The following is a 19,449-nucleotide window of genomic DNA, read 5'->3' as shown; positions in this document are numbered from 1 at the left end:
TCGAACCAATAGTCGATTATCGGATTGTTTGGCCTTGGGCCTGGCGTTAACGTCTGTTCACCGGCGTACAAGCGCCACGCAACCACAAGAGAACTTCCATGGCTGAAATCCTCACTCTGCGCGAAGCCATTCAGCGCTTCGTTCACGACGGCGATAGCATCGCTCTCGAAGGCTTCACCCACCTGATCCCGACTGCCGCGTCCCACGAAATCATTCGCCAGGGGCGCAAGGATCTGACCCTGATCCGCATGACCCCGGATCTGGTCTACGACCTGCTGATCGGCGCTGGTTGTGCTAAGAAGCTGGTGTTCTCCTGGGGCGGTAACCCCGGTGTGGGTTCGCTGCACCGCCTGCGTGACGCGGTGGAGAAGGGCTGGCCGCAGCCGCTGGAGATCAGCGAGCATAGCCATGCTGCCATGGCCAACGCCTATGTGGCCGGTGCTTCCGGCCTGCCGTTTGCGGTGCTGCGTGGTTATCAGGGTTCGGATTTGCTTAAGGTCAATCCGGACATCAAGTTCATCCAGTGCCCCTTCACTGGCGAGCAACTGGCCGCCGTGCCCAGCGTGCGCCCGGACGTTACTGTGATCCACGCGCAGAAAGCCGACCGCAAGGGCAACGTGCTGATCCAGGGCATCCTCGGTGTGCAAAAAGAGGCCGCTCTGGCTGCCAAACGCTGCATCGTTACCGTCGAGGAAATCGTCGACGAACTGCATGCACCGATGAACGCCTGCGTGCTGCCGGGCTGGACGCTCACCGCCGTGTGCCTGGTGCCGGGCGGGGCGCATCCGTCCTACGCCCATGGCTATTCCGAACGCGACAACCGCTTCTACCAGGCCTGGGACCCGATCGCCCGCGACCGCGCAACCTTCAGTGCCTGGATCGATACCTATATCCGCGGCACCGCCGATTTCGCCGCCTACCAAGCCAAGCTCGCGGAGGCCAACTAATGAGCGCCTACAGCACCAATGAAATGATGACCGTGGCTGCCTCGCGTCGCCTCGGCAATACGGATGTGACCTTCGTCGGCATCGGCCTGCCGTCCAAGGCGGCCAACCTAGCGCGCCTGACCCACGCCCCGGACGTGACCCTGATCTACGAATCCGGCCCGATCGGTGCCAAGCCCAGCGTACTGCCGCTGTCCATCGGCGACGGCGAACTGGCCGAAACCGCCGACACCGTAGTGCCCACCGGCGAGATCTTTCGCTACTGGCTGCAGGGTGGACGCATCGATGTCGGCTTCCTCGGGGCGGCCCAGGTCGACAAGTTCGGCAATATCAACACCACCGTAATTGGCGACTACCACAACCCGAAGGTGCGCCTGCCGGGTGCCGGCGGTGCGCCGGAGATTGCCGGTAGCGCGAAGAAGGTCTTTATCATCCTCAAGCAGGGCCACCGCACCTTCGTCGACAAGCTGGCCTTTATCACCTCGGTGGGCCATGGCGAAGGCGGCGATCACCGCCAGCAACTGGGCCTGCCTGGTGCCGGCCCGGTGGCGATCATCACTGACCTGTGCATCATGGAGCCGGAAGTCGGCAGCAAGGAATTTGTGGTCACCTCGATCCATCCGGGCGTGACCCGCGAGCAGATCACCGCCGCCACTGGCTGGCCGATCCGTTTCGCTGAGCAGGTGGCCGAGACTGCCGTGCCCGAGGCTTTTGAACTGGAAGCCCTGCGCGCCCTGGAAGCACGCACTGCGGCGGCCCACGGCCAGGCCGGAGGTGAGGAATGAGTCGCGAAGTCTTTATCTGCGATGCCATCCGCACACCCATTGGCCGCTTCGGCGGCGGTCTGGCAGTGGTGCGTGCCGATGACCTGGCAGCTATTCCGCTCAGGGCTCTTATCGAGCGCAATCCTGGCCTGGATCCGGCGGCCATCGACGAAGTCTTTATGGGCTGTGCCAACCAGGCCGGTGAGGACAACCGCAACGTCGCGCGTATGGCTTTGCTGCTGGCGGGCCTGCCTTCGAGCATTCCCGGCGTGACCCTCAACCGCCTCTGCGCCTCGGGTATGGATGCGGTGGGTAGCGCTTTTCGCGCCATCGCCAGTGGCGAGATGGAGCTGGCGTTAGCTGGTGGCGTCGAATCGATGTCGCGTGCGCCCTATGTGATGGGCAAGGCTGACAGCGCCTGGAGTCGCAATCAGAAGATCGAAGACACCACCATCGGCTGGCGTTTTATCAACCCGCTGATGAAGGCGCAGTACGGCGTGGATGCCATGCCGCAAACCGCTGACAACGTGGCTGATGATTACCAGGTCAGCCGCGCCGACCAGGACGCCTTCGCTTTGCGCAGCCAGCAGCGTGCCGGTCGTGCCCAGGCCGAAGGTTTCTTCGCCGAAGAAATTGTCCCGGTGCTGATCAAAGGCAAGAAGGGCGACAGCGTAATCGAGGCGGATGAGCATCTGCGCCCGGACACCACGGCCGAGGCGCTGGCCAAACTCAAGCCGGTGAATGGCGAAGGCAAGACTGTTACCGCCGGCAATGCTTCAGGGGTCAATGACGGTGCCGTGGCGCTGATTCTGGCCTCCGCCGAGGCCGTGCAAAAATACGGTTTGACCGCCCGCGCCAAGGTGTTGGGTATGGCCAGTGCCGGTGTGGCGCCACGGGTAATGGGCATTGGCCCAGTGCCGGCGGTACGCAAGCTGCTCGACCGCCTGAAGATGAGCATCCATGACTTCGACGTGATCGAACTCAACGAAGCCTTTGCCGCTCAGGGGCTGGCCGTGACCCGCGAATTGGGTCTGGCTGACGACGATGCTCGCGTCAATCCAAATGGCGGTGCCATCGCCCTTGGCCATCCGCTGGGTGCCAGCGGCGCACGCCTGGTGCAGACTGCACTGCATCAACTGGAGAAGTCCGGCGGCCGCCTGGGCCTGGCAACCATGTGTGTCGGTGTTGGCCAAGGTTTGGCCCTGGCCATCGAGCGCGTCTAGCGGGTGCTGCGTCCCAGGCTGGGACGCAAACTGCTATAAGACGAATATTCCTTTGATCTGTGGAGCATCGGCTTGAACAGCCCGAGCAACCAACTCTTTGACGCCTATTTCACTCAGCCTGCCATGCGCGCGATCTTTTCCGATCACGGCCGAGTGCAGGGCATGCTGGATTTCGAGGCCGCCCTGGCGCGTGCCGAGGCGAGCTGCGGGCTGATTCCGCAGGCGGCCGTACAGCCCATCGCCAACGCTTGCCAAGCCGAGCGCTACGATTTTTCTGCACTCGCCCAGGCCATCGTTACGGCCGGCAACTCGGCCATCCCGCTGGTCAAGGCGCTGGGCCGACAGGTCGCGGAGCAAAACGCTGAAGCCGAACGTTATGTACACCTCGGTGCCACCAGCCAGGACGCCATGGACAGTGGCTTGATCCTACAACTGCGGGCGGCCATCGCTCTGTTGGAGCAGGATCTGGCGCAACTGGCGACGGCTCTGGCCGTGCAGGCCGAGCGTCATGTTGATACCCCATTGGCCGGGCGCACTTGGCTGCAACACGCCACTCCGGTGACCCTGGGCATGAAGCTGGCCGGCGTGCTCGGTGCGGTCACTCGCCATCGCCAGCGCTTGGCTGAGCTCAAACCGCGCCTGTTGGTACTGCAGTTCGGCGGTGCTTCCGGCAGCCTGGCTGCGCTGGGCGAGCACGCCTGGCCGGTGAGCGAGGCCCTGGCCATCGAGCTCGGTCTGCAACTACCCGAGCAACCCTGGCATACCCAGCGCGACCGTTTAGTCGAATTCGCCAGCCTGCTCGGCCTGATCGCCGGCAGCCTGGGCAAGTTGGGCCGTGACCTCAGCTTACTGATGCAGACCGAGGCGGCTGAAGTTTTTGAGCCGGCCGCGCCGGGCAAGGGCGGTTCCTCGACTATGCCGCACAAGCGCAACCCGGTCAGCGCCGCCGTGCTGATCGGCGCCGCCACCCGTGCGCCCGGTCTGGTCGCGACCATGTTTAGCGCAATGCCGCAGGAACATGAGCGCAGCCTGGGTTTATGGCATGCCGAGTGGGACACCCTGCCGGAACTTTGCTGCCTGGTTTCCGGCGCGTTGCAACAGGCGCTGCTGCTGGTGCCGGGCCTGGAAGTAGATGCTGTACGCATGCGTAGCAACCTCGACCTGACCCAAGGCCTGGTGCTGGCCGAGGCGGTAAGCATCGCTCTGGCTCAACGCATCGGCCGCGACGCCGCCCACCACCTGTTAGAACAGTACTGCAAGCAGGCCGTGCGCGAGGGTGTGCATCTGCGCCAGATACTCGGCAGTCATGCCGAGGTCAGTGCTCAGCTGTCCGCCAGCGAACTGGATCGTCTGCTGGATCCGGCCTTGTACCTGGGCCAGGCTCGCCGCTGGGTCGAGCGCGCGGTGGCCGAACACCAGAATTTTTCGCACTAGGAGTGCCTTGCATGCCTGCCGTACAACTCGCCGATGGCGAACTCTTTTACAGCCTTGAAGGCCCCGCGGACGCGCCAGTGCTGGTGCTGTCCAACTCGCTGGGCACCGATCTGCAGATGTGGGATGCGCAGGTTGCGGACTTTGCCGAGCACTTCCGCGTATTGCGCTACGACACCCGTGGCCATGGCCAATCGCTGGTCACCGACGGCCTCTACAGCATCGAGCAGAACGGCCGCGACGTACTGGCCCTGCTGGATGCGCTGGACATTGCCAAGGTGCATTTCTGTGGCCTGTCCATGGGTGGCCTGATCGGCCAGTGGCTGGCGATCAACGCGCCGGAACGTATCCAGCGCCTGGTGCTGTGCAATACCGCGGCGAAGATTGGCAGTCCGGAGGTGTGGAACCCGCGTATCGAAACCGTGCTGCGTGATGGCCAGCCGGCCATGCTGGCGCTGCGTGATGCTTCAATTGCGCGCTGGTTTACGCCTGAATTTGCCGCCGCCGAGCCGGCCAAGGTCGAGCCAGTGGTCGGTATGCTGGCCGCCACTTCGCCGCAGGGCTACGCGGCCAACTGCGCGGCAGTGCGCGACGCCAATTTCCGTGATGAGGTCGCCAGCATCAAGGCAGCGACGCTGATCGTCTGCGGTACGGCCGATGTGGTGACCACCCCGGAACATGGCCGTTTTATGCAGGAACGCATCCGTGGTGCCGAGCTGGTCGAGTTCCATGCCGCGCATCTGTCCAACGTCGAAGCCGGTGAGCAGTTCACCCGTCGCGTGCTGGATTTCCTTACTGCCTGAACAACCGGGTGCGCCTTACGCACCCTGGAGCTGAAGATGGACGAGAAACAACGCTACGAAGCCGGCATGCAGGTGCGCCGCGCGGTACTCGGCGACGCTCATGTCGACCGCAGCCTGCAGCACCTGACGCCGTTCAATGAGGAGTTCCAGGAGATGATCACCCGGCATGCCTGGGGCGATATCTGGACCCGCCCAGGTCTGCCATTACACACCCGCAGCCTGATCACCATCGCCATGCTGATCGGCATGAACCGCGAAGGCGAACTGCGCCTGCACCTCAAAGCTGCGAAGAACAACGGTGTGACCCGTGACGAGATCAAGGAAGTGCTGATGCAGAGCGCGATCTACTGCGGCATTCCAGCCGCTAACGCGACCTTCCACTTGGCCGAGGAGGTGTGGGACGAGATGGGCGTGGAGTCCCTCGGATAGGGTAATTGTCTGCTTTCCGCTTATGTAACGATGCAGCTCTATCGGTCGGCCGGAGTCGCACTCACAGGCGCAGTGTCTATTCGATGCGTTTAGCAGTGCTTCCGGGCCATGTTTAAGCCTCGGTCCGGATAGCGTGAAAGCACTTGCGTCTTGCAAGGCGGCTCACCAAAGGAATCACCAGCAACGCAAGCCCCGCAACAGCCGCGGCCACATAACCAACACTGGCTATGCCGGCGGTTTGGATGGTCAAACCGCCGATGATCGCGCCCATGCCTATCCCGGCGTTGGCTGCAGAAACGTTGGTCGTTCCCGCAAGTGCCTGGGAGTGGCTCACCGAATTCATGACCCGTACCTGGCAGATCGGATAAAGCGCTGTATTGGCGATGCCCCAAAGCGCGAGCGCAATACAGATGAGTAGGCCTGAGCTCGCCAACGGTGTGACGGCAGCCATGCCCGCCGCCAGCAGCACCACGAAATAGGGCCGTGGCTTTGAGTGGCGAGCGATCCACTGCTTTGCCGCCAATCCAGTTGCCAATCAGGCCTATGGCGCCGAAGCCCATCATCCACCAACCCACATGCGCAGGGGCCACGCCGGCTACGCGCTCCAACATGTCTGCCAGGTAGGTGTAGGCAACGAACATGGCGCTGAAGATGATGATCGACAACGCGACGTTGGCCAGAAACAGCGGCTCTTTGAAGATGCGTGCTTGTTTGAGGAAATCGACCCGAGGGCTTCGCGCGACTTTGGGCATATAGATCGCCATGGCAACGGCCATCACCAGTGACAGGCCCGCCAGCAGCCAGAAGGCTCCCCGCCAGCCGATGCCGTTGGCAGCCAGTGTGCCAAGGGGGATGCCCAGCAGGAGCGCGGCGGTGATACCCAGATAGACCCTCGCAATCGCTTGTCCGCTCTTTGCCGGGCCGGCCAGTTGGGCTGCCGTTTCACTGGCGGTGCCCCAGAAGACCGGCAGCATCAGCGCCGGGATAAAGCGTGCGATTGCAAGTACCCAGATGTTTGACGACAGCGCCGCCAGGCCGTTGGCGAAGGCAAACACCAGCAGGATCGCGATAAACAGCTTCTTCCTGTCCAGGTGGGCGAGGGCGGCAGTCAGCGGTGGTCCAAAGAGCATGACGGTAAAGGCGAACAGCGTTACCAGCTGACCGGCTGCGGCAATCGAAATGCCAAGGTCACGAGCCAGGGCGGGAAGCAGGCCGATAATCAGGAATTCTGTGGTCACGATCAGAAAGGCCGAGATGGCCAGGATGGTGATGCTCAGGGTGGAGCTGCCAGCAGTGGAAACCAGTGGCCGGGGTGTTTCGATAGCACTCATGACGCCGCTCTTTAGCAAGGAAGGCGTCATGGTATTAGTTCTTTGGGTTCCTATTGCTGGCGTTTTTTATGGCTATTGAGGAGATAAATTCACTTATCAGTGTTCTCAGGCAAGCGGTGGCCTGCGGGAACCAGGCAGGCCGCGAGTGCTTCCAGCAGGACGCTGACCTTGGGCAGCGCCTCGCGTTTCTTTAGCCAGACCAGGTTCATTGGCAGGCCGTCGGTGGCCAGTTGCGGCAGCACTTCGACCAGTGCTCCGCTATCCAGATGTCCCTGCACCAGCCAGGTGGGTAGCTGGGCAATGCCATAGCCCGCCAGGACGGCCAACACTTCCCCCTCGCCATCGCCGACAGCGATTCGCGCCGGCATGATTCGGCGCTTCTTGTCACCGGGCTCAGGGCCTTCTCGGTACCAGGGGCTGACCTGGCCATCGCTATGGCCGTAGAGCACGCAGTCGTGTTGCTCAAGTTCCGCTTCGCTTGCCGGCGTACCACGCTTGGACAGGTACTCGGGAGCGGCGCAGTAGATCAGGCGCTCGGCGCCCAGGTAGCGGTGGCCCAGGGTAGCCGGCCAAACATCCGAACCACCGATGCGCACCAGAATGTCGATGCCCAGATCGGCCGGGTCGACAAAGCTATCGGTAAAGGAGATATGCGGCATCAGCAGTGGATGCTGTTTGGCCAGCTGCAGAATCACCGGCAACACGTGCATGCGCCCGTAAGAGGCCGGCAGATCGATGCGAATCCGTCCGCGAGGCTCGAAGAATTCGGCATGCAGTGCCAGCTCCGACTCTTCCAGGTCGGCGAGCACTCGCGTGCAGGTTCGATAGAAGGCCGTGCCCGCATCCGTCAACGCCAGCTTGCGTGTGGTGCGTTCGAAAAGGCGTATACCCAGGCGGGTTTCCAGCCGCGCGATGCCTTTGCTCACCGCCGAACTGGTGAGGCTCAGGCGTTCGGCCGCCGCAGTAAAGCTGCCGAGCTCGGCGACGCATACGAATACATCGATGCCTTTCAAACGCTCAGAGGAGAACACGGCATGGCCTTGAATAGCTGTGGGGCGGGGCAGGCAGACCTGACCTTCGGCCAATGGTCGTTGATCAGGACTGCCAGGTACAGCCTTTGCGCAGGGTTACCCCAGCGTGCAGCGCGGCAGCGTTATGCTGCATTCAGAATTGCCTGCTGATAGCCGCGACCAATATGCCCGCGGAGATCGCCGGCAGAGGCTTTTTTACCAGCAGCATGACAATTGCCGTGGTCAGCAAGGCCAGCCGCGCGCTCATATCGCCATCAATCGCCAGGGGGGTAAGAATGGCCACTAGCACCGAGCCAGACATGGCGCTGATGAACTGCTGAACCCTGTAGCTGATCGGCACATACGACATCACGAACACGCCACCCCAGCGGGTCGCCAGTGTCACGGCCGCCATGATCAAAACGATAATCAGCGTGCCAAAACCCGTCGTGGCAATGCTCATTTTTTCTTCTCCATCCACAGTGCACCCAGGACGCCGCCTGCCAGTGCGCCGACAACCACATGGCTATTGTCCGGCAGATACCAGTAGGCCAGCAGCGATGACCCGGCGGCGACTGTCCAGATGAGCAACAGCCGCAGGTTCTTCTCGCCCCCCACGGCCATCGCCAGCAGGAAGCAGCCCATCACCATGTCCAGGCCGAAGCTCTTGGGGTCATGGATGGCACCGCCAAAATAGATGCCCAGCCAGGTGCCGAATATCCAGAATGACCACAGTGCAAGACCGCCACCCAGCAATAAGCCGAAGCCCGGTTTACCGCGATTGAAGGCCTGCATGGACAGGGCCCAGTTGGCATCAGAAGCAACCAGCATCACGCCATAGCGTTTTGCCGGTGATAAATGACGCAGCCAGGGATATAGCGATGCGCCCATCAGCAGGTGACGCGCATTGATGGCAAATACAGTGAGGGCCAGCGGGACCAGGGGAATTTGCACGCCCCACAGCTCCAGCGCGGCAAACTGTGAGGCTCCGGCGAAGACCAGGGTGCTCATCAGCACAGCCGAAGGATTATCCAGCCCAGTCTGTACGGCCGCGAGGCCAAAAGCTGCGCCGAAGGCGATAACAAAAATGGAAAGAGGGACGAGTTGCTTGAAGCCAGCCCACACATCCTGGCGGCTGAATTCATGCAAATGCGTGGTGCTGTCCGACATGTTGCAGCCTCTGCTTCGTTTCTAGTCTGTCTGTTGCCGATATGGCCTGGCGCTTCCTCACTGGTCCGTGGGCGAAGCCAGTTAACGCATGGCAGAACTATGCACCTGGCGCTAACTGGAGAAAAACGCATAATTCAGCAGCAAGCCATTCGATAAGCTAATGCATGAGTCGCCCCATGAATGTTCAAGACCTCCAGATTGACTGGCTTAAATGCTTTGTCGCCGTCGTCGATGCAGGCTCGTTGTCGGGCGCGGCCCCAGAGGTCAATCGCTCCCAGTCGGCGGTGAGCATGCAGCTCAAGAAGCTTGAAGCAGCCCTTGGCTGCCAATTACTAATGCGCGGGCCCCGGCACCATCAACTCACCTCAGAAGGGCAGTTGCTGCTGGGTTATGCCAGACGGATGCTCGACCTGCATGCCGAGACACAGGCGGCCTTCCTGGGTGAGGAGCTGACGGGGCGGATTCGTCTTGGCGTGCCGGATGACTATGCCGCCCGCTACCTCACGCCGGTGCTCAAACGTTTCGCGCCGCAGCATGGCGCAGTCGAGATCGAGCTGGCCTGCGAGCAATCAACCTCGCTAATCCCCCGCGTTGAGCGCGGCGATCTGGATCTGGCACTGGTCTCGCGAGACCAGCCGCGGCACGGTACTTTGCTTTTTCATGAGCCGATGGTTTGGGTTGGCTCGGCGCAGTTCCAGGTATGGCGGCGTGATCCGCTGCCTATCGCCGTCTATGAAGACAGCAGCCTCGCCAAACGCAGCGCGATTAACTCCCTCGCTTTGCAGGGCCGCCGCTACAAGGTGGTGTACAACAGCTCCAGCCTTGCGGGGCAGATTGCTGCGGTTGAGAGTGGCCTGGCTGTCGCCGTGTTGACTCAGTGCAGCGCGCCGGTGCACCTGGAGATACTGGGCAGTGACCATGGCCTTGGCCCGCTGGAACCCATGGAAGTGGCCGTCTATCGAAGCCGCGCTTCCCAGGGCTCAAAAGCCGTCGATAGCCTGCACAGCCTGCTGATCAGGACTCTGCGGCTTTCAACCTCGGCAGCAACTGCGCCGTTTGAATAACAGCAGGCTTACTGCGTGCAGGGCTGATCCAGCGCACATGCACCCCGATTGGGCGATTTGATCTTAGCTTTAGTTTCGTATACGTTACATTTACCAATAAAGGTTATGTATACGTGACATGGACTATCTTCTTCTTACACAGCGTTTAGGCCAGCAAATCCGCGAGCGGAGGCTTAACCGTGGGCTGACTCAAGCCGGGTTGGCGGATATTGCCGGGCTTACGCGGCAAAAAGTCATTGCCGTGGAAAAGGGCAGCATTTCTGTGGGCATGACAGCCTATGCCCGTGTGCTGGGTGCTCTCGGCTGTGAGCTGTCGGTTGTTCCCGCAAGCATGCCGACGCTGGAAGAAGTGCAGGGGGTGTTTGAATGAACGCGCCATTGCAGGTCAACACGCCGGCAGGGGATAGCGGGCGAATCTTCACTAGCGCCGAGGATTATATTTTCCGCTATGCCGACCAAGCGACTGCCCGTGCCGCGATCAGTCTGTTGATGCCTGTGCGTATGGATGAGTATCGCCGCCGCGAGCTGCATCCGATTTTCCAGATGAACCTTCCCGAAGGCTACGTGCTGGAACAGCTGCGTAATCGTCTGGCCAAAACCGTCAATGTTGACCCCATGCTGCTGCTGGCGCTCTCAGGCAGCAGCTCACCTATCGGTCGGGTCTTTGTGAGTTCTCAGGCCGTCGATGCACTATTGATGCGCCAGCAGTTTCCCGGTGAGCGCCTCGAGGAAATCCTCACCTGGGATGGCGCCGAGGATATTTTTGTCGATCTGGTCGACCGCTACATTCTGCGCGCCGGCATTTCTGGGGTTCAGCCCAAGGTCCTGGTGCCGGAACATGCGGAGCCTGTGCCGCATAAATTCACGGCCAAAACTTCTGACTTGATCATCAAGAGTGGCCGCGATGAATTTCCGGGTCTGGCGATCAATGAATTTCTCTGCATGTCGATTGCCCAAGAGGCCGGCATTCCCACCCCGGAGTTCTACCTGTCAGATAACTCAAGGCTGTTTGTCATGCGCCGTTTTGACCGTGATGAGCAGCACAACCCTATCGGTTTCGAAGATATGGCCGCGCTGATGGGTTTGTCTGCCGAGCAGAAGTACAGCAAAAGCTACGCCGCCATCGCCAAGGCCATCCGCCTGTATTGCCCGACTGAGCACCTGCGCAGTTCGCTTGATCAGCTGTTCGACAGCGTGGCCCTGAGCTGCATCGTCGGCAATGGTGATGCGCACCTGAAGAACTTCGGCTTGCTCTATTCCGACCCAACGCAGCGTGATGCGCGCTTGGCGCCGGCCTATGACATCGTCAATACCACCGCCTATATCCCGGATGATGTGCTGGCGCTGGATCTGCTCGGTAACAAGTCGCTGTTCGCTTCACGGCAAGGGCTGCTGGAGTTCGCCAAAACCTGTGATGTCGACCAGCCGAAGGCGCGCATTCTGCGCTTGTTAGCGGCTCAGGAAGTGGTACTCGCACGCTTTCCCGAACTCTGTGAGCAAGCCCCTCAGGTCGCCGTAGCCATTCGGGCAAGCGCTCAGCCGTTTATCAAAACATTCGGCTGAAGATGATCCGCGCCGCTGGGAATTTATCGCCTGAGCGTTATCAGCTAGCGCGCTTCAAATAACTGCCGCAGTGCGCTGGGCGACAGCCCGGTCCAGCGTTTGAATGAGCGGCGGAAGTTGGTCGCGTCGTGGAAGCTCAGGAAATCGGCGATATCTTCATTGCTGTACGCCTTGATTCGATAAAGGTAGAGCGCTACGTGCTTGCGCACCCGGTCGTGCTGTTCCTGATAGTGCGTGCCGTGTTTCTGCAGTTTGCGTTTGAAGGTCGCGGGGCTCATCTCGAAGGCGAGCGCGGCCTGCTCCAGGCTGGGTGACTGACGCACGTTGGCTTGCAGCCAGGCATACAAACGGTCCAGTAGGCTGGCCTGGTAACTCAGGCCCTGCAGTTGCCGCGTGGCTTCCTGGCGCGCCACCGCACCGGCGGTGTGCGCGGCGTTGGGCCAGGCTGCGGTCATAAATTCGCGGGGCAGGCGCAGCATGTCCAGCTGGCTGTCGAAGTGCAGGTCTTCACCCAGGTGCACCCAGTATTGTTCGATATAGCGCGGCTCTGGGTGGGCGAAGTGGAAGCGCCACGGCAGTTGTTGCCCGGACAACCAGCGGGCCATCGCCACCACAGCCGTCATGCAGGCTTCGATGAGAAAGCGCCAGTGCGGGCCGGCGCCGCTGCTGTCGACCCAGTAGAGGTAGGCATGCTGTTCATCGAGCAACAGCCGTGGTGCCAGCAGTGGGCTAAACAGCGCGCGCATCTCGATCAGCAGTTCCAACGCCTGCTGCAAGTTGCCGGCTTGCTGCAGTGCCTGGCTGGCCGCGCCGTAGTGGCCAGGCAGCAGGCGTTGGCCGAAGAGGAAGCTGGTGTCGTCGGCTTCCAGCAGGCGTTGTGCGTTATCAATCAGCGCCAGGAACTGCTGTGGGCTGATGCGCACCTCGCCGGCCAGAATGTCGTCATAGAACAAGCCGGTGCCGCGCAGCAGGCGATGGGTATCGATCTCACGGCTGATGCCCAGGTCGATCAAGGCCGCAGGCTGATAATGGGCGGCGATAAAGCGACTGTCGCATTCGTACCAGGGCGTTTTCACGGTCATGGCATCAGCCTCAGGCGCGTTTGATAAAGGGCGGTTGCTTGGCTCGCGCCAACGCTAGATTGAGCCGTTGCAGCAGACCCTCGGGACTGTCCTGCTGCGCCATCACCACCGCCACGCTGGCGCTCAGCTGCAGCCGCTCACCGTGCAGGTGGCTTTTATAGGCCAGGTGCTGCATGGCGGCTTGCAGTTCCAGAGCCAGATGCCGGGCCTGTTGTTCGCCGGTGTTGGGCAGCAGTACCACGAAGCGGTCGCCGGCCAGGCGACAGAGCAGGTCCTGGCGGCGCAGGTTGAGCACCATCACCTGGGACACCACTTGCAATACGCGGTCGCCCTCGGCGTGGCCGTATTCACGATTGACCCGGCTGAAATCGTCCAGGTCGAGGATCACCAGCGATAGCGGTTGTTGCTCGCTGTGCGCCTCCTGCAAGGCTTGCTGCAACTGCAAGCGCAGGTAGTCGGCCCCGCCCAGCGGCGTGACCTTGTCGAATAGGCGATGTTCGCGAAACAGACGCTCGCGTTTTTCCATCTGGCCGCTGATCGCCAGCTGTTCGCGGTGCCAGTGATAGATGCCCAGCGTCATCAGGATAAACCCCACGGGCATCGGTCCCGATTCCAGCCACTTGTCCCAGGCGATGCTTTCCGACAGTTGCACGAACTCGTCGAGGGTATCCATCCACAGCGAGAAGAACAGGCACGCCAAGCCGTAGAACAGCAGGGTGGTGACTTGCCCGGCCGGGCGACTTTTCAGTAATAGGCCGATCCACACCAGCACCAACAGCGCCGAGCCGCCTTCACCGCCGATATCGGTCCAGTTCCATTCGCTTAGCGCCTTGAGCGTGCCGGCGCCGAGGTAGGCGAGCAGGCCGAAGTTGGCCGCCAGCAACAGGCCGGTGAGTTTCCATACGTGCAATTTCAGCAGTGGCGGCATGGCCAATAGGCTCCGCAGAGGGTAATGGCCGCCAGCACAACAGATGCACATGACGGTTTGGTTGCAGTAGGGGAGGTCAAATTGGCTCAGGGTTGTTCGCCGATTTATTGCGCTTTACGGCGATCAGGCGGTTTCTGCCGGTGCGTGTGGGCGCATTTCTGCCGCGCTATAGATGAAGGGCTGCGCTAAACAGCGCACCGGCCTGGCGGGTAGTTGGTCGCTCGGCTGCGACGTTGCGGTCATTTCAGCTCAATTGCGTGCAACAACCCGCTGAAACCCGCTGGTTTAGCGGTATTGCCGCACGTGCTGTCACAGAAGCGTCATCACTCCTGCCTAGCTTTCGCTCCCCAATAGCCCGGCCATTGCAGCCTGGCAGCGATCAATCTTGGGGAGGTAGGTGATGAAGGTTCGCAGCAGTTCCGCTCGCAATTCGGGTTTGCATATCAGCGTGCTGGCCCTGGCGATTGCCTCCAGCAGCCAGCTGATGGCGGCTGAACCGGCCACCGAATATGTCGAGGTGGTCGGCCAGGCCGTGAGTATCGACAAGGCGCTGAAAGAACAGCGCAGTTCCGACAACGTCGAGAGCGTGGTGCACGCCGACGGCATTGGTCAGCTGCCGGATGACAACGCCGCCGAAGCGCTGCAGCGTATTCCCGGCTTGTCGGTTGAGCGCGATCAGGGTGAGGGGCGGTTTGTCAGCGTGCGCGGTATTGCCCCGGATCTGAACAGCGTAACTATCAACGGCACCTTGGTGCCGTCGCCGGAAAGTGATCGCCGCGCCGTAGCCCTGGATGTACTGCCCTCGGAGCTGGTGCAGTCGCTGACGGTGGTCAAATCGCTGACCCCGGACATGGACGCCAACTCCCTCGGCGGCACCGTGGAAGTGGAGAGCCTGTCGGCCTTTGATCACGAAGGGCTGTTCTACACCGGCAGCGCCGAAGGCAGCTACGACGAGAACACCGAACAAACCAGCCCGAAGTTCTCCGGCGCAATCAGCGACCGTTTCAGCCTGGGCGACGGCATCGACAACTTCGGCGTAGCCGCAGCGTTGAGCTGGCAGGAGCGCGATTTCGGCTCGGACAACGTTGAAACCGGCGGCGCCTGGGACTTCGACAGTGGTGCGCGGCTGGAAGAGCTGGAGCAGCGCGATTACGAAATCACCCGTGAGCGCACCGGCTTTGGCCTGAACTTCGACTACAAACCGGATGACCTCTCCAGCTATTACCTGCGCACCCTGTATAGCCGCTATCAGGACAGCGAAATCCGTAACGCCGCAGGCGTCGAATTTGCCGATGCCCAGTTGCCCGGTGAGCGCGGCGATGCCGAAGGTTACCGCGAACTGAAAAGCCGCGAGGAAACCCAGGAAGTACAGTCCTACGTACTGGGTGGCGAGCGCATGCTCGGGCTGTGGACCATCGGCGCCCAGGCTGGTTACAGCCGCTCCAGCGAAGACAGCCCGGAAGGCATTGCCGGCGCGACCTTTGAGGGCAACGACGACTTCACCGACGCAGGCTTTGGCGACACCAAGAAGCCGCGCCTGAGCATCGACTCGGCGTTCTACGACCCCAGCAACTTCACCCTCGACAGCGTCGATTGGGAAAAGCAGAAGACCACCGACACCGAGCAGAACATCAAGCTCGACCTGGCGCGTGACTACGACCTCAGCGGTTATGCCTCCCAGGTCAAATTCGGCGGCAAGCTCAGCCGCCGGGAAAAGGACAACGACCTGGAAGCCTGGAGCTATGAGGACTTCGACACTTTTGGCCTTACCGATGCTCAGCTCAACCTCAGTCAGTTCAGCAAGGGTTCGGTGGATTACGGCCTCGGCCGCTTCGGCCCCAGTATCAGCGACAAGGCCATCGAACGCCTGCTCGGCGGCTTGAACAAGGCGGACTTCTATAACGAAGAAGAGTCGCGGGTGAATGACTTCGAGATGAGCGAAGACATTAATGCCGCCTACCTGATGAACAGCCTCGACATCGACGACTGGCGCTTTATCGCCGGTATGCGTTACGAGGGCACCGAGTTCGATGCCAAAGGCTCCGGCATTCGCGATGGCGAATACGAGGCGACCCAAAGCGATACGCGCTATGAGCATTGGTTGCCGGGCCTGCATGCACGCTATCAGCTCAACGCCAGCACGCAACTGCGCGCCGCCTGGACCAACACCGTGGTGCGGCCGACCTTTGGCCAACTGGCGCCAGGTTTCGTGATCGATGGTGGCGATGCCAGCTTCGGTAACCCGGAGCTTGATCCACTGGAGTCGATGAACCTCGACTTTGGCGTTGAGCATTACATGGGCCGTGCGGGCGTGGTGTCGGCGTTCGTGTTCTACAAGGACATCGACAGCTTCGTCTACAACACCGACCTGGCCGGCACCGGCGAATGGGCAGGGTTCGACGAAGCGCTGAGCTTTGCCAATGGCGACAGCGCCGAGCTGTATGGCCTGGAGCTGGCCTACTCGCAGAAATTTGACTGGCTGCCCGCGCCCTGGAACGGTCTGCTGGTAGGGGCAAACGCCACCTTCAGCCGCTCTGATGCGAGCATCGAAGCGCAGGGTCTGAGCCGTGACATCGACTTGCCGAATCAGTCAGAGACGGTCGGCAACCTGATGCTCGGCTGGGAAGACGACAAGCTCAGCCTGCGTCTGTCCGCCAACTACAAATCCGAGTACCTGGCCGAAGTCGCAGCCATCGACGATAAGGCCCATGACCTCTACGCAGATGAGCAGCTGTTTGTCGACTTCAGCGCCGGTTACTTCCTCACGCCTGCGCTGCAGCTGACCTTTCAGGCGCAGAACCTGACGGATGAGTCCTTCTACGTCTACAGCGGCCGCCGCGACTTCAACGCCCAATACGAAGAGTACGGCCCGACCTACAAGCTCGGCCTGACCTTCACCCATTTCTGACCTGTGTGCCGGCTGGGTGCGCCGCTGGCGTGCCCGGTTGGCTGTTAAGTTTTCAGTAAGGATTTGCCCGTATGCACCTTTCGTTTGTTAAGAAAAACCTGTTGCTCGCCAGCCTGATTGCCTTGAGCGCCTGCCAGAGCATAGTGGCGGATAAACCCGCTGCATCCCTGAGCCTGCAGACGCTTGCCAGCCCGAGCATGAAGTCGGTCGAGGCGGCGCAATGGCTGACCAGCGACAGCTTCTGGCCAGGCGCCGAACGCCTGCAGAGCAGTAAGAAGCAGGGCCTGTTCGTGCTTGATCGCCAGGGCGCGCCCCTGAGCCAACTGCCAGGCACCTTTGCCAGCATCGATCACCGGGTTGGCCCGCGCGGCCTGTTGGTGGCGGCCCTGGATGTCGACCGTCAACAGGCGATGCTGATCAACCTGGCAAACCAGCGCTGGGGTGAACCGGTGTACCTGCCGCGCCCGGACTACAAAATCGATGGCCTGTGCCTGTACCGCGATGCAGCGCACAACGCGTTTGTCTTTCTGGTTGGTGAGGAAGGGATTGGTGAGCAGTGGCTGGTCGCCCTGAACGAAGTGCCGCTGGCAACGCCCAAACGCGTGCGCAGCATGAGCCTGCCGCCGGCCAGCGAGCACTGCCAGGTCGATGATCTGGCCGAGCGCTTGTATGTCAACGAGGAGGGCGTCGGCCTGTGGGCGTACGCCGCCCATGCCGAGGCAGATCTGGTACGCGAGCCGGTAGGCCTGGTGCAGCCGTTCGGTGATATCGGCAAGGCGCTCGCCGGTATGGCCGTGGTACCGGGCGGCGTGCTGGCGCTGGACCCGGAAAGCAACACGCTGCATCGCTACCAGCATGGCGAAGCCGGTTGGCAGGCTCAGCCGGTGCTGCCCCTGGGGGAGCTGAACGAGCCGCAAGGCCTGAGTGTGCGTGCCGTTGCGGGCGGCCTGGAACTGTTGGTGCGCGATGACGACGGCCTGCAGCACGGGCAGCTGGCCTGGCAGGCGCGAGCCCCTGAGCCGCAAGCGGCACTACCGATTCTGCCGGTACAGGTGCAAACCGACCCGGTTCCGAGTTTGGGCGATGCCGCCGATGACCCGGCGATCTGGGTACACCCGAGTGACCCGCGCAAGAGTCGCGTACTGGGCACCGATAAACAGGGCGGCCTGCTGGCCTATGACCTGGCCGGCAAGCAGCTGCAGGACCTGCGCGTCGGGCGGATGAACAACGTCGATGTGCGCGCAGGCTTCAACCTCAATGGCCAGTTGGTTGATCTGGCCGTGGCCAGCAACCGTGATCAGAACAGCTTGCAGTTGTTTGCCATCGACCGCAGCAGCGGTGAGTTGCGCAACCTGGGCCAGCTGCCTACGCCGCTCAAGGACATCTACGGCCTGTGCATGTTCAAGGATGCTGCCGGGGCGATTTATGCGATTCCCAATGCCAAGGACGGCACCTTTCTGCAGTACCGCCTGAGTGCGGACGCTGGGCGTATCAAGGGCGAGCTGGTGCGCCAGTTCAAGGTTGAAAGCCAGCCGGAAGCTTGCGTCGCCGATGACCGCAACCAGCGCCTGTTCGTCGGTGAAGAGGATGTCGCGGTCTGGACGCTGGACGCCCGCGCCGATGCGCCGACCCGGCTTGAACAGGTGATTGCGTCCGGCAATGTGGTCCACGACGACATCGAGGGCCTGGCCGTTTACCAGGGCGCAACGCGCAACTACCTGGTGATTTCCAGCCAGGGCAACGACAGCTATGTGGTGCTTGATGCCACTGCGCCCTATGCCGTGCGCGGTGCGTTTCGCATCGGTTTGAACGCGCAACAGGGCATTGACGGCGCCTCGGAAACCGATGGCCTTGACGTTACCTCGGCCAACCTCGGGGGCATCTGGAACGCCGGCATGCTGGTGGTGCAGGACGGTCGCAAGCGCATGCCCGAAGACCGGCAGAACTACAAGTACTTGCCCTGGACCGCCGTGGCTAAAGCCCTCGGCCTGGAATAGCCCGCGCTGCCGTCATCAATCGGCAACACAAACGTAATCGAATAGCGGCCGAGGGTTTTCCTCGGCGCGCGATGCAAGGAGACACCCATGCACAATACCCTCGAACAGATGACTGTCTGGAGTCTGATCAGTGATGCCAGCCTGCTAGTCCAGGCGGTGATGCTGACCCTGCTACTGGCCTCGCTGCTTAGCTGGTACCTGATCATCCAGCGCAGCGCCGTATTGCGCCGCAACGAGCGCCTGATGAAAGACTTCCAGCTGCGTTTTCGCAGCGGCCACGACCTGGCTCAGCTGTACCGTGAAGGCAGCGATGGGCTGGATGAGGATGCCGGCTTGCAGCGCATCTTCCAGGCTGGTTACCACGAGTTTGTCCAGCTCAAGCGTGAGCCGGGGATTGCCGGCGAGCTAGTGATCGACGGCGTCGAGCGCTCGCTGCTGGTGGCCATCAGCGAGCAGGAAGAACGCCTGGAAAAGGGCCTGCCGTTTCTCGCCACGGTCGGTTCGGTCAGCCCCTATATCGGCCTTTTCGGCACCGTCTGGGGGATCATGAATTCCTTTATCGGCCTGTCCCAGGTGCAGCAGGCGACGCTCTCCACGGTCGCCCCGGGTATCGCCGAAGCGCTGATCGCCACGGCCATTGGCTTGTTTGCGGCGATTCCTGCAGTGATCGCCTACAACCGCTTTAGCGCCCGTGTGGCCACCCTGACCACGCGCTACTACGGCTTTGGCAACGAATTGCAGGCGCGTCTGCACCGCAAGCTGCACGCCGCCAGCAGCCACGTCAGCGCCGCCGCCTGAGGAG

General features: G+C 61.6%; 17 protein-coding genes and 1 pseudogene. 12 read left to right on the top strand and 6 right to left on the bottom strand.

Annotation, left to right across the window (positions count from 1 at the left end):
• Positions 1 to 98 precede the first annotated feature (98 nt).
• The 6 genes from ACQ4LH_RS03345 to pcaC all read left to right on the top strand — a co-directional run bounded on the left by ACQ4LH_RS03345 (position 99) and on the right by pcaC (position 5,594).
• The gene (locus ACQ4LH_RS03345; RefSeq protein WP_430695917.1) at positions 99 to 947 is read left to right on the top strand and encodes a CoA transferase subunit A; all 849 of its coding nucleotides are present in this window, start codon (positions 99 to 101) and stop codon (positions 945 to 947) included.
• Positions 947 to 1,729: a CoA-transferase subunit beta gene (locus tag ACQ4LH_RS03340; RefSeq protein WP_430695916.1), complete on the top strand. Its 783-nt coding sequence runs from the start codon at positions 947 to 949 to the stop codon at positions 1,727 to 1,729. Before ACQ4LH_RS03345 ends, ACQ4LH_RS03340 begins: the two co-directional genes overlap by 1 nt.
• A complete protein-coding gene (gene pcaF, locus ACQ4LH_RS03335; RefSeq protein WP_430695915.1) occupies positions 1,726 to 2,931 on the top strand; it encodes a 3-oxoadipyl-CoA thiolase in 1,206 nt (401 codons plus the stop codon). Before ACQ4LH_RS03340 ends, pcaF begins: the two co-directional genes overlap by 4 nt.
• A 72-nt stretch (positions 2,932 to 3,003) precedes the next feature.
• Positions 3,004 to 4,365: a 3-carboxy-cis,cis-muconate cycloisomerase gene (locus ACQ4LH_RS03330; protein ID WP_430695914.1), complete on the top strand. Its 1,362-nt coding sequence runs from the start codon at positions 3,004 to 3,006 to the stop codon at positions 4,363 to 4,365.
• An 11-nt stretch (positions 4,366 to 4,376) separates the two neighbouring features.
• A complete protein-coding gene (gene pcaD, locus ACQ4LH_RS03325) occupies positions 4,377 to 5,165 on the top strand; it encodes a 3-oxoadipate enol-lactonase (protein WP_430695913.1) in 789 nt (262 codons plus the stop codon).
• Positions 5,166 to 5,201: 36 nt separating this feature from the next.
• Positions 5,202 to 5,594, top strand: coding sequence for a 4-carboxymuconolactone decarboxylase (gene pcaC / locus ACQ4LH_RS03320; RefSeq protein ID WP_430695912.1), 393 nt, complete (start codon positions 5,202 to 5,204; stop codon positions 5,592 to 5,594).
• Between the two features lie 112 nt (positions 5,595 to 5,706).
• Here pcaC and ACQ4LH_RS03315 read toward each other — a convergent pair.
• From ACQ4LH_RS03315 to ACQ4LH_RS03300, 4 genes and pseudogenes are all read right to left on the bottom strand, one after another.
• Positions 5,707 to 6,925 (bottom strand): annotated as a pseudogene (locus tag ACQ4LH_RS03315) (MFS transporter).
• A gap of 89 nt (positions 6,926 to 7,014) precedes the next feature.
• Entirely contained in the window at positions 7,015 to 7,956 is a 942-nt protein-coding gene (locus ACQ4LH_RS03310) for a LysR family transcriptional regulator (RefSeq protein ID WP_430695911.1), read from the bottom strand.
• Positions 7,957 to 8,089: 133 nt separating this feature from the next.
• Positions 8,090 to 8,398, bottom strand: coding sequence for an AzlD family protein (locus ACQ4LH_RS03305; protein ID WP_430695910.1), 309 nt, complete (start codon positions 8,396 to 8,398; stop codon positions 8,090 to 8,092).
• Entirely contained in the window at positions 8,395 to 9,105 is a 711-nt protein-coding gene (locus ACQ4LH_RS03300) for an AzlC family ABC transporter permease (RefSeq protein ID WP_430695909.1), read from the bottom strand. Before ACQ4LH_RS03300 ends, ACQ4LH_RS03305 begins: the two co-directional genes overlap by 4 nt.
• 176 nt (positions 9,106 to 9,281) lie before the next feature.
• Here ACQ4LH_RS03300 and ACQ4LH_RS03295 point away from each other — a divergent pair, with 176 nt between their 5' ends.
• The 3 genes from ACQ4LH_RS03295 to ACQ4LH_RS03285 all read left to right on the top strand — a co-directional run bounded on the left by ACQ4LH_RS03295 (position 9,282) and on the right by ACQ4LH_RS03285 (position 11,732).
• Entirely contained in the window at positions 9,282 to 10,169 is an 888-nt protein-coding gene (locus ACQ4LH_RS03295; RefSeq protein WP_430695908.1) for a LysR family transcriptional regulator, read from the top strand.
• 118 nt (positions 10,170 to 10,287) lie between these two features.
• The gene (locus ACQ4LH_RS03290; RefSeq protein WP_430695907.1) at positions 10,288 to 10,539 is read left to right on the top strand and encodes a helix-turn-helix domain-containing protein; all 252 of its coding nucleotides are present in this window, start codon (positions 10,288 to 10,290) and stop codon (positions 10,537 to 10,539) included.
• Positions 10,536 to 11,732, top strand: coding sequence for a type II toxin-antitoxin system HipA family toxin (locus ACQ4LH_RS03285; RefSeq protein WP_430695906.1), 1,197 nt, complete (start codon positions 10,536 to 10,538; stop codon positions 11,730 to 11,732). Before ACQ4LH_RS03290 ends, ACQ4LH_RS03285 begins: the two co-directional genes overlap by 4 nt.
• 44 nt (positions 11,733 to 11,776) lie before the next feature.
• On the opposite strand, the gene ACQ4LH_RS03280 is transcribed toward ACQ4LH_RS03285, so the two are convergent.
• Positions 11,777 to 12,814: an AraC family transcriptional regulator ligand-binding domain-containing protein gene (locus ACQ4LH_RS03280; protein ID WP_430695905.1), complete on the bottom strand. Its 1,038-nt coding sequence runs from the start codon at positions 12,812 to 12,814 to the stop codon at positions 11,777 to 11,779.
• A 10-nt stretch (positions 12,815 to 12,824) separates the two neighbouring features.
• On the bottom strand, positions 12,825 to 13,742 hold the full coding sequence (locus tag ACQ4LH_RS03275; protein ID WP_430695904.1) for a GGDEF domain-containing protein: 918 nt from the start codon (positions 13,740 to 13,742) through the stop codon (positions 12,825 to 12,827).
• Between the two features lie 400 nt (positions 13,743 to 14,142).
• On the opposite strand from ACQ4LH_RS03275, the gene ACQ4LH_RS03270 reads away from it, so the two are divergent.
• The 3 genes from ACQ4LH_RS03270 to tolQ all read left to right on the top strand — a co-directional run bounded on the left by ACQ4LH_RS03270 (position 14,143) and on the right by tolQ (position 19,445).
• On the top strand, positions 14,143 to 16,650 hold the full coding sequence (locus tag ACQ4LH_RS03270; protein WP_430695903.1) for a TonB-dependent receptor: 2,508 nt from the start codon (positions 14,143 to 14,145) through the stop codon (positions 16,648 to 16,650).
• Between the two features lie 71 nt (positions 16,651 to 16,721).
• Positions 16,722 to 18,647, top strand: coding sequence for a phytase (locus ACQ4LH_RS03265; protein ID WP_430695902.1), 1,926 nt, complete (start codon positions 16,722 to 16,724; stop codon positions 18,645 to 18,647).
• A gap of 87 nt (positions 18,648 to 18,734) precedes the next feature.
• The gene (gene tolQ / locus ACQ4LH_RS03260) at positions 18,735 to 19,445 is read left to right on the top strand and encodes a protein TolQ (protein ID WP_430695901.1); all 711 of its coding nucleotides are present in this window, start codon (positions 18,735 to 18,737) and stop codon (positions 19,443 to 19,445) included.
• Positions 19,446 to 19,449 lie beyond the last annotated feature (4 nt).

Origin of the sequence: Pseudomonas peli (genome assembly GCF_050563605.1) — a bacterium.
Lineage (GTDB): Bacteria > Pseudomonadota > Gammaproteobacteria > Pseudomonadales > Pseudomonadaceae > Aquipseudomonas > Aquipseudomonas peli_A.
This window is presented reverse-complemented; position numbering and strand designations above follow the sequence as displayed.

Coding starts and splice junctions, on each gene's coding strand:
- ACQ4LH_RS03305 (WP_430695910.1), bottom strand. CDS start 8,398: ATGAGCATTGCCACGACGGGTTTTGGCACGCTGATTATCGTTTTGATC.
- ACQ4LH_RS03280 (WP_430695905.1), bottom strand. CDS start 12,814: ATGACCGTGAAAACGCCCTGGTACGAATGCGACAGTCGCTTTATCGCC.
- ACQ4LH_RS03345 (WP_430695917.1), top strand. CDS start 99: ATGGCTGAAATCCTCACTCTGCGCGAAGCCATTCAGCGCTTCGTTCAC.
- pcaC (WP_430695912.1), top strand. CDS start 5,202: ATGGACGAGAAACAACGCTACGAAGCCGGCATGCAGGTGCGCCGCGCG.
- pcaD (WP_430695913.1), top strand. CDS start 4,377: ATGCCTGCCGTACAACTCGCCGATGGCGAACTCTTTTACAGCCTTGAA.
- ACQ4LH_RS03290 (WP_430695907.1), top strand. CDS start 10,288: ATGGACTATCTTCTTCTTACACAGCGTTTAGGCCAGCAAATCCGCGAG.
- ACQ4LH_RS03285 (WP_430695906.1), top strand. CDS start 10,536: ATGAACGCGCCATTGCAGGTCAACACGCCGGCAGGGGATAGCGGGCGA.
- pcaF (WP_430695915.1), top strand. CDS start 1,726: ATGAGTCGCGAAGTCTTTATCTGCGATGCCATCCGCACACCCATTGGC.
- ACQ4LH_RS03275 (WP_430695904.1), bottom strand. CDS start 13,742: ATGCCGCCACTGCTGAAATTGCACGTATGGAAACTCACCGGCCTGTTG.
- ACQ4LH_RS03295 (WP_430695908.1), top strand. CDS start 9,282: ATGAATGTTCAAGACCTCCAGATTGACTGGCTTAAATGCTTTGTCGCC.
- ACQ4LH_RS03340 (WP_430695916.1), top strand. CDS start 947: ATGAGCGCCTACAGCACCAATGAAATGATGACCGTGGCTGCCTCGCGT.
- ACQ4LH_RS03265 (WP_430695902.1), top strand. CDS start 16,722: ATGCACCTTTCGTTTGTTAAGAAAAACCTGTTGCTCGCCAGCCTGATT.
- tolQ (WP_430695901.1), top strand. CDS start 18,735: ATGCACAATACCCTCGAACAGATGACTGTCTGGAGTCTGATCAGTGAT.
- ACQ4LH_RS03270 (WP_430695903.1), top strand. CDS start 14,143: ATGAAGGTTCGCAGCAGTTCCGCTCGCAATTCGGGTTTGCATATCAGC.
- ACQ4LH_RS03300 (WP_430695909.1), bottom strand. CDS start 9,105: ATGTCGGACAGCACCACGCATTTGCATGAATTCAGCCGCCAGGATGTG.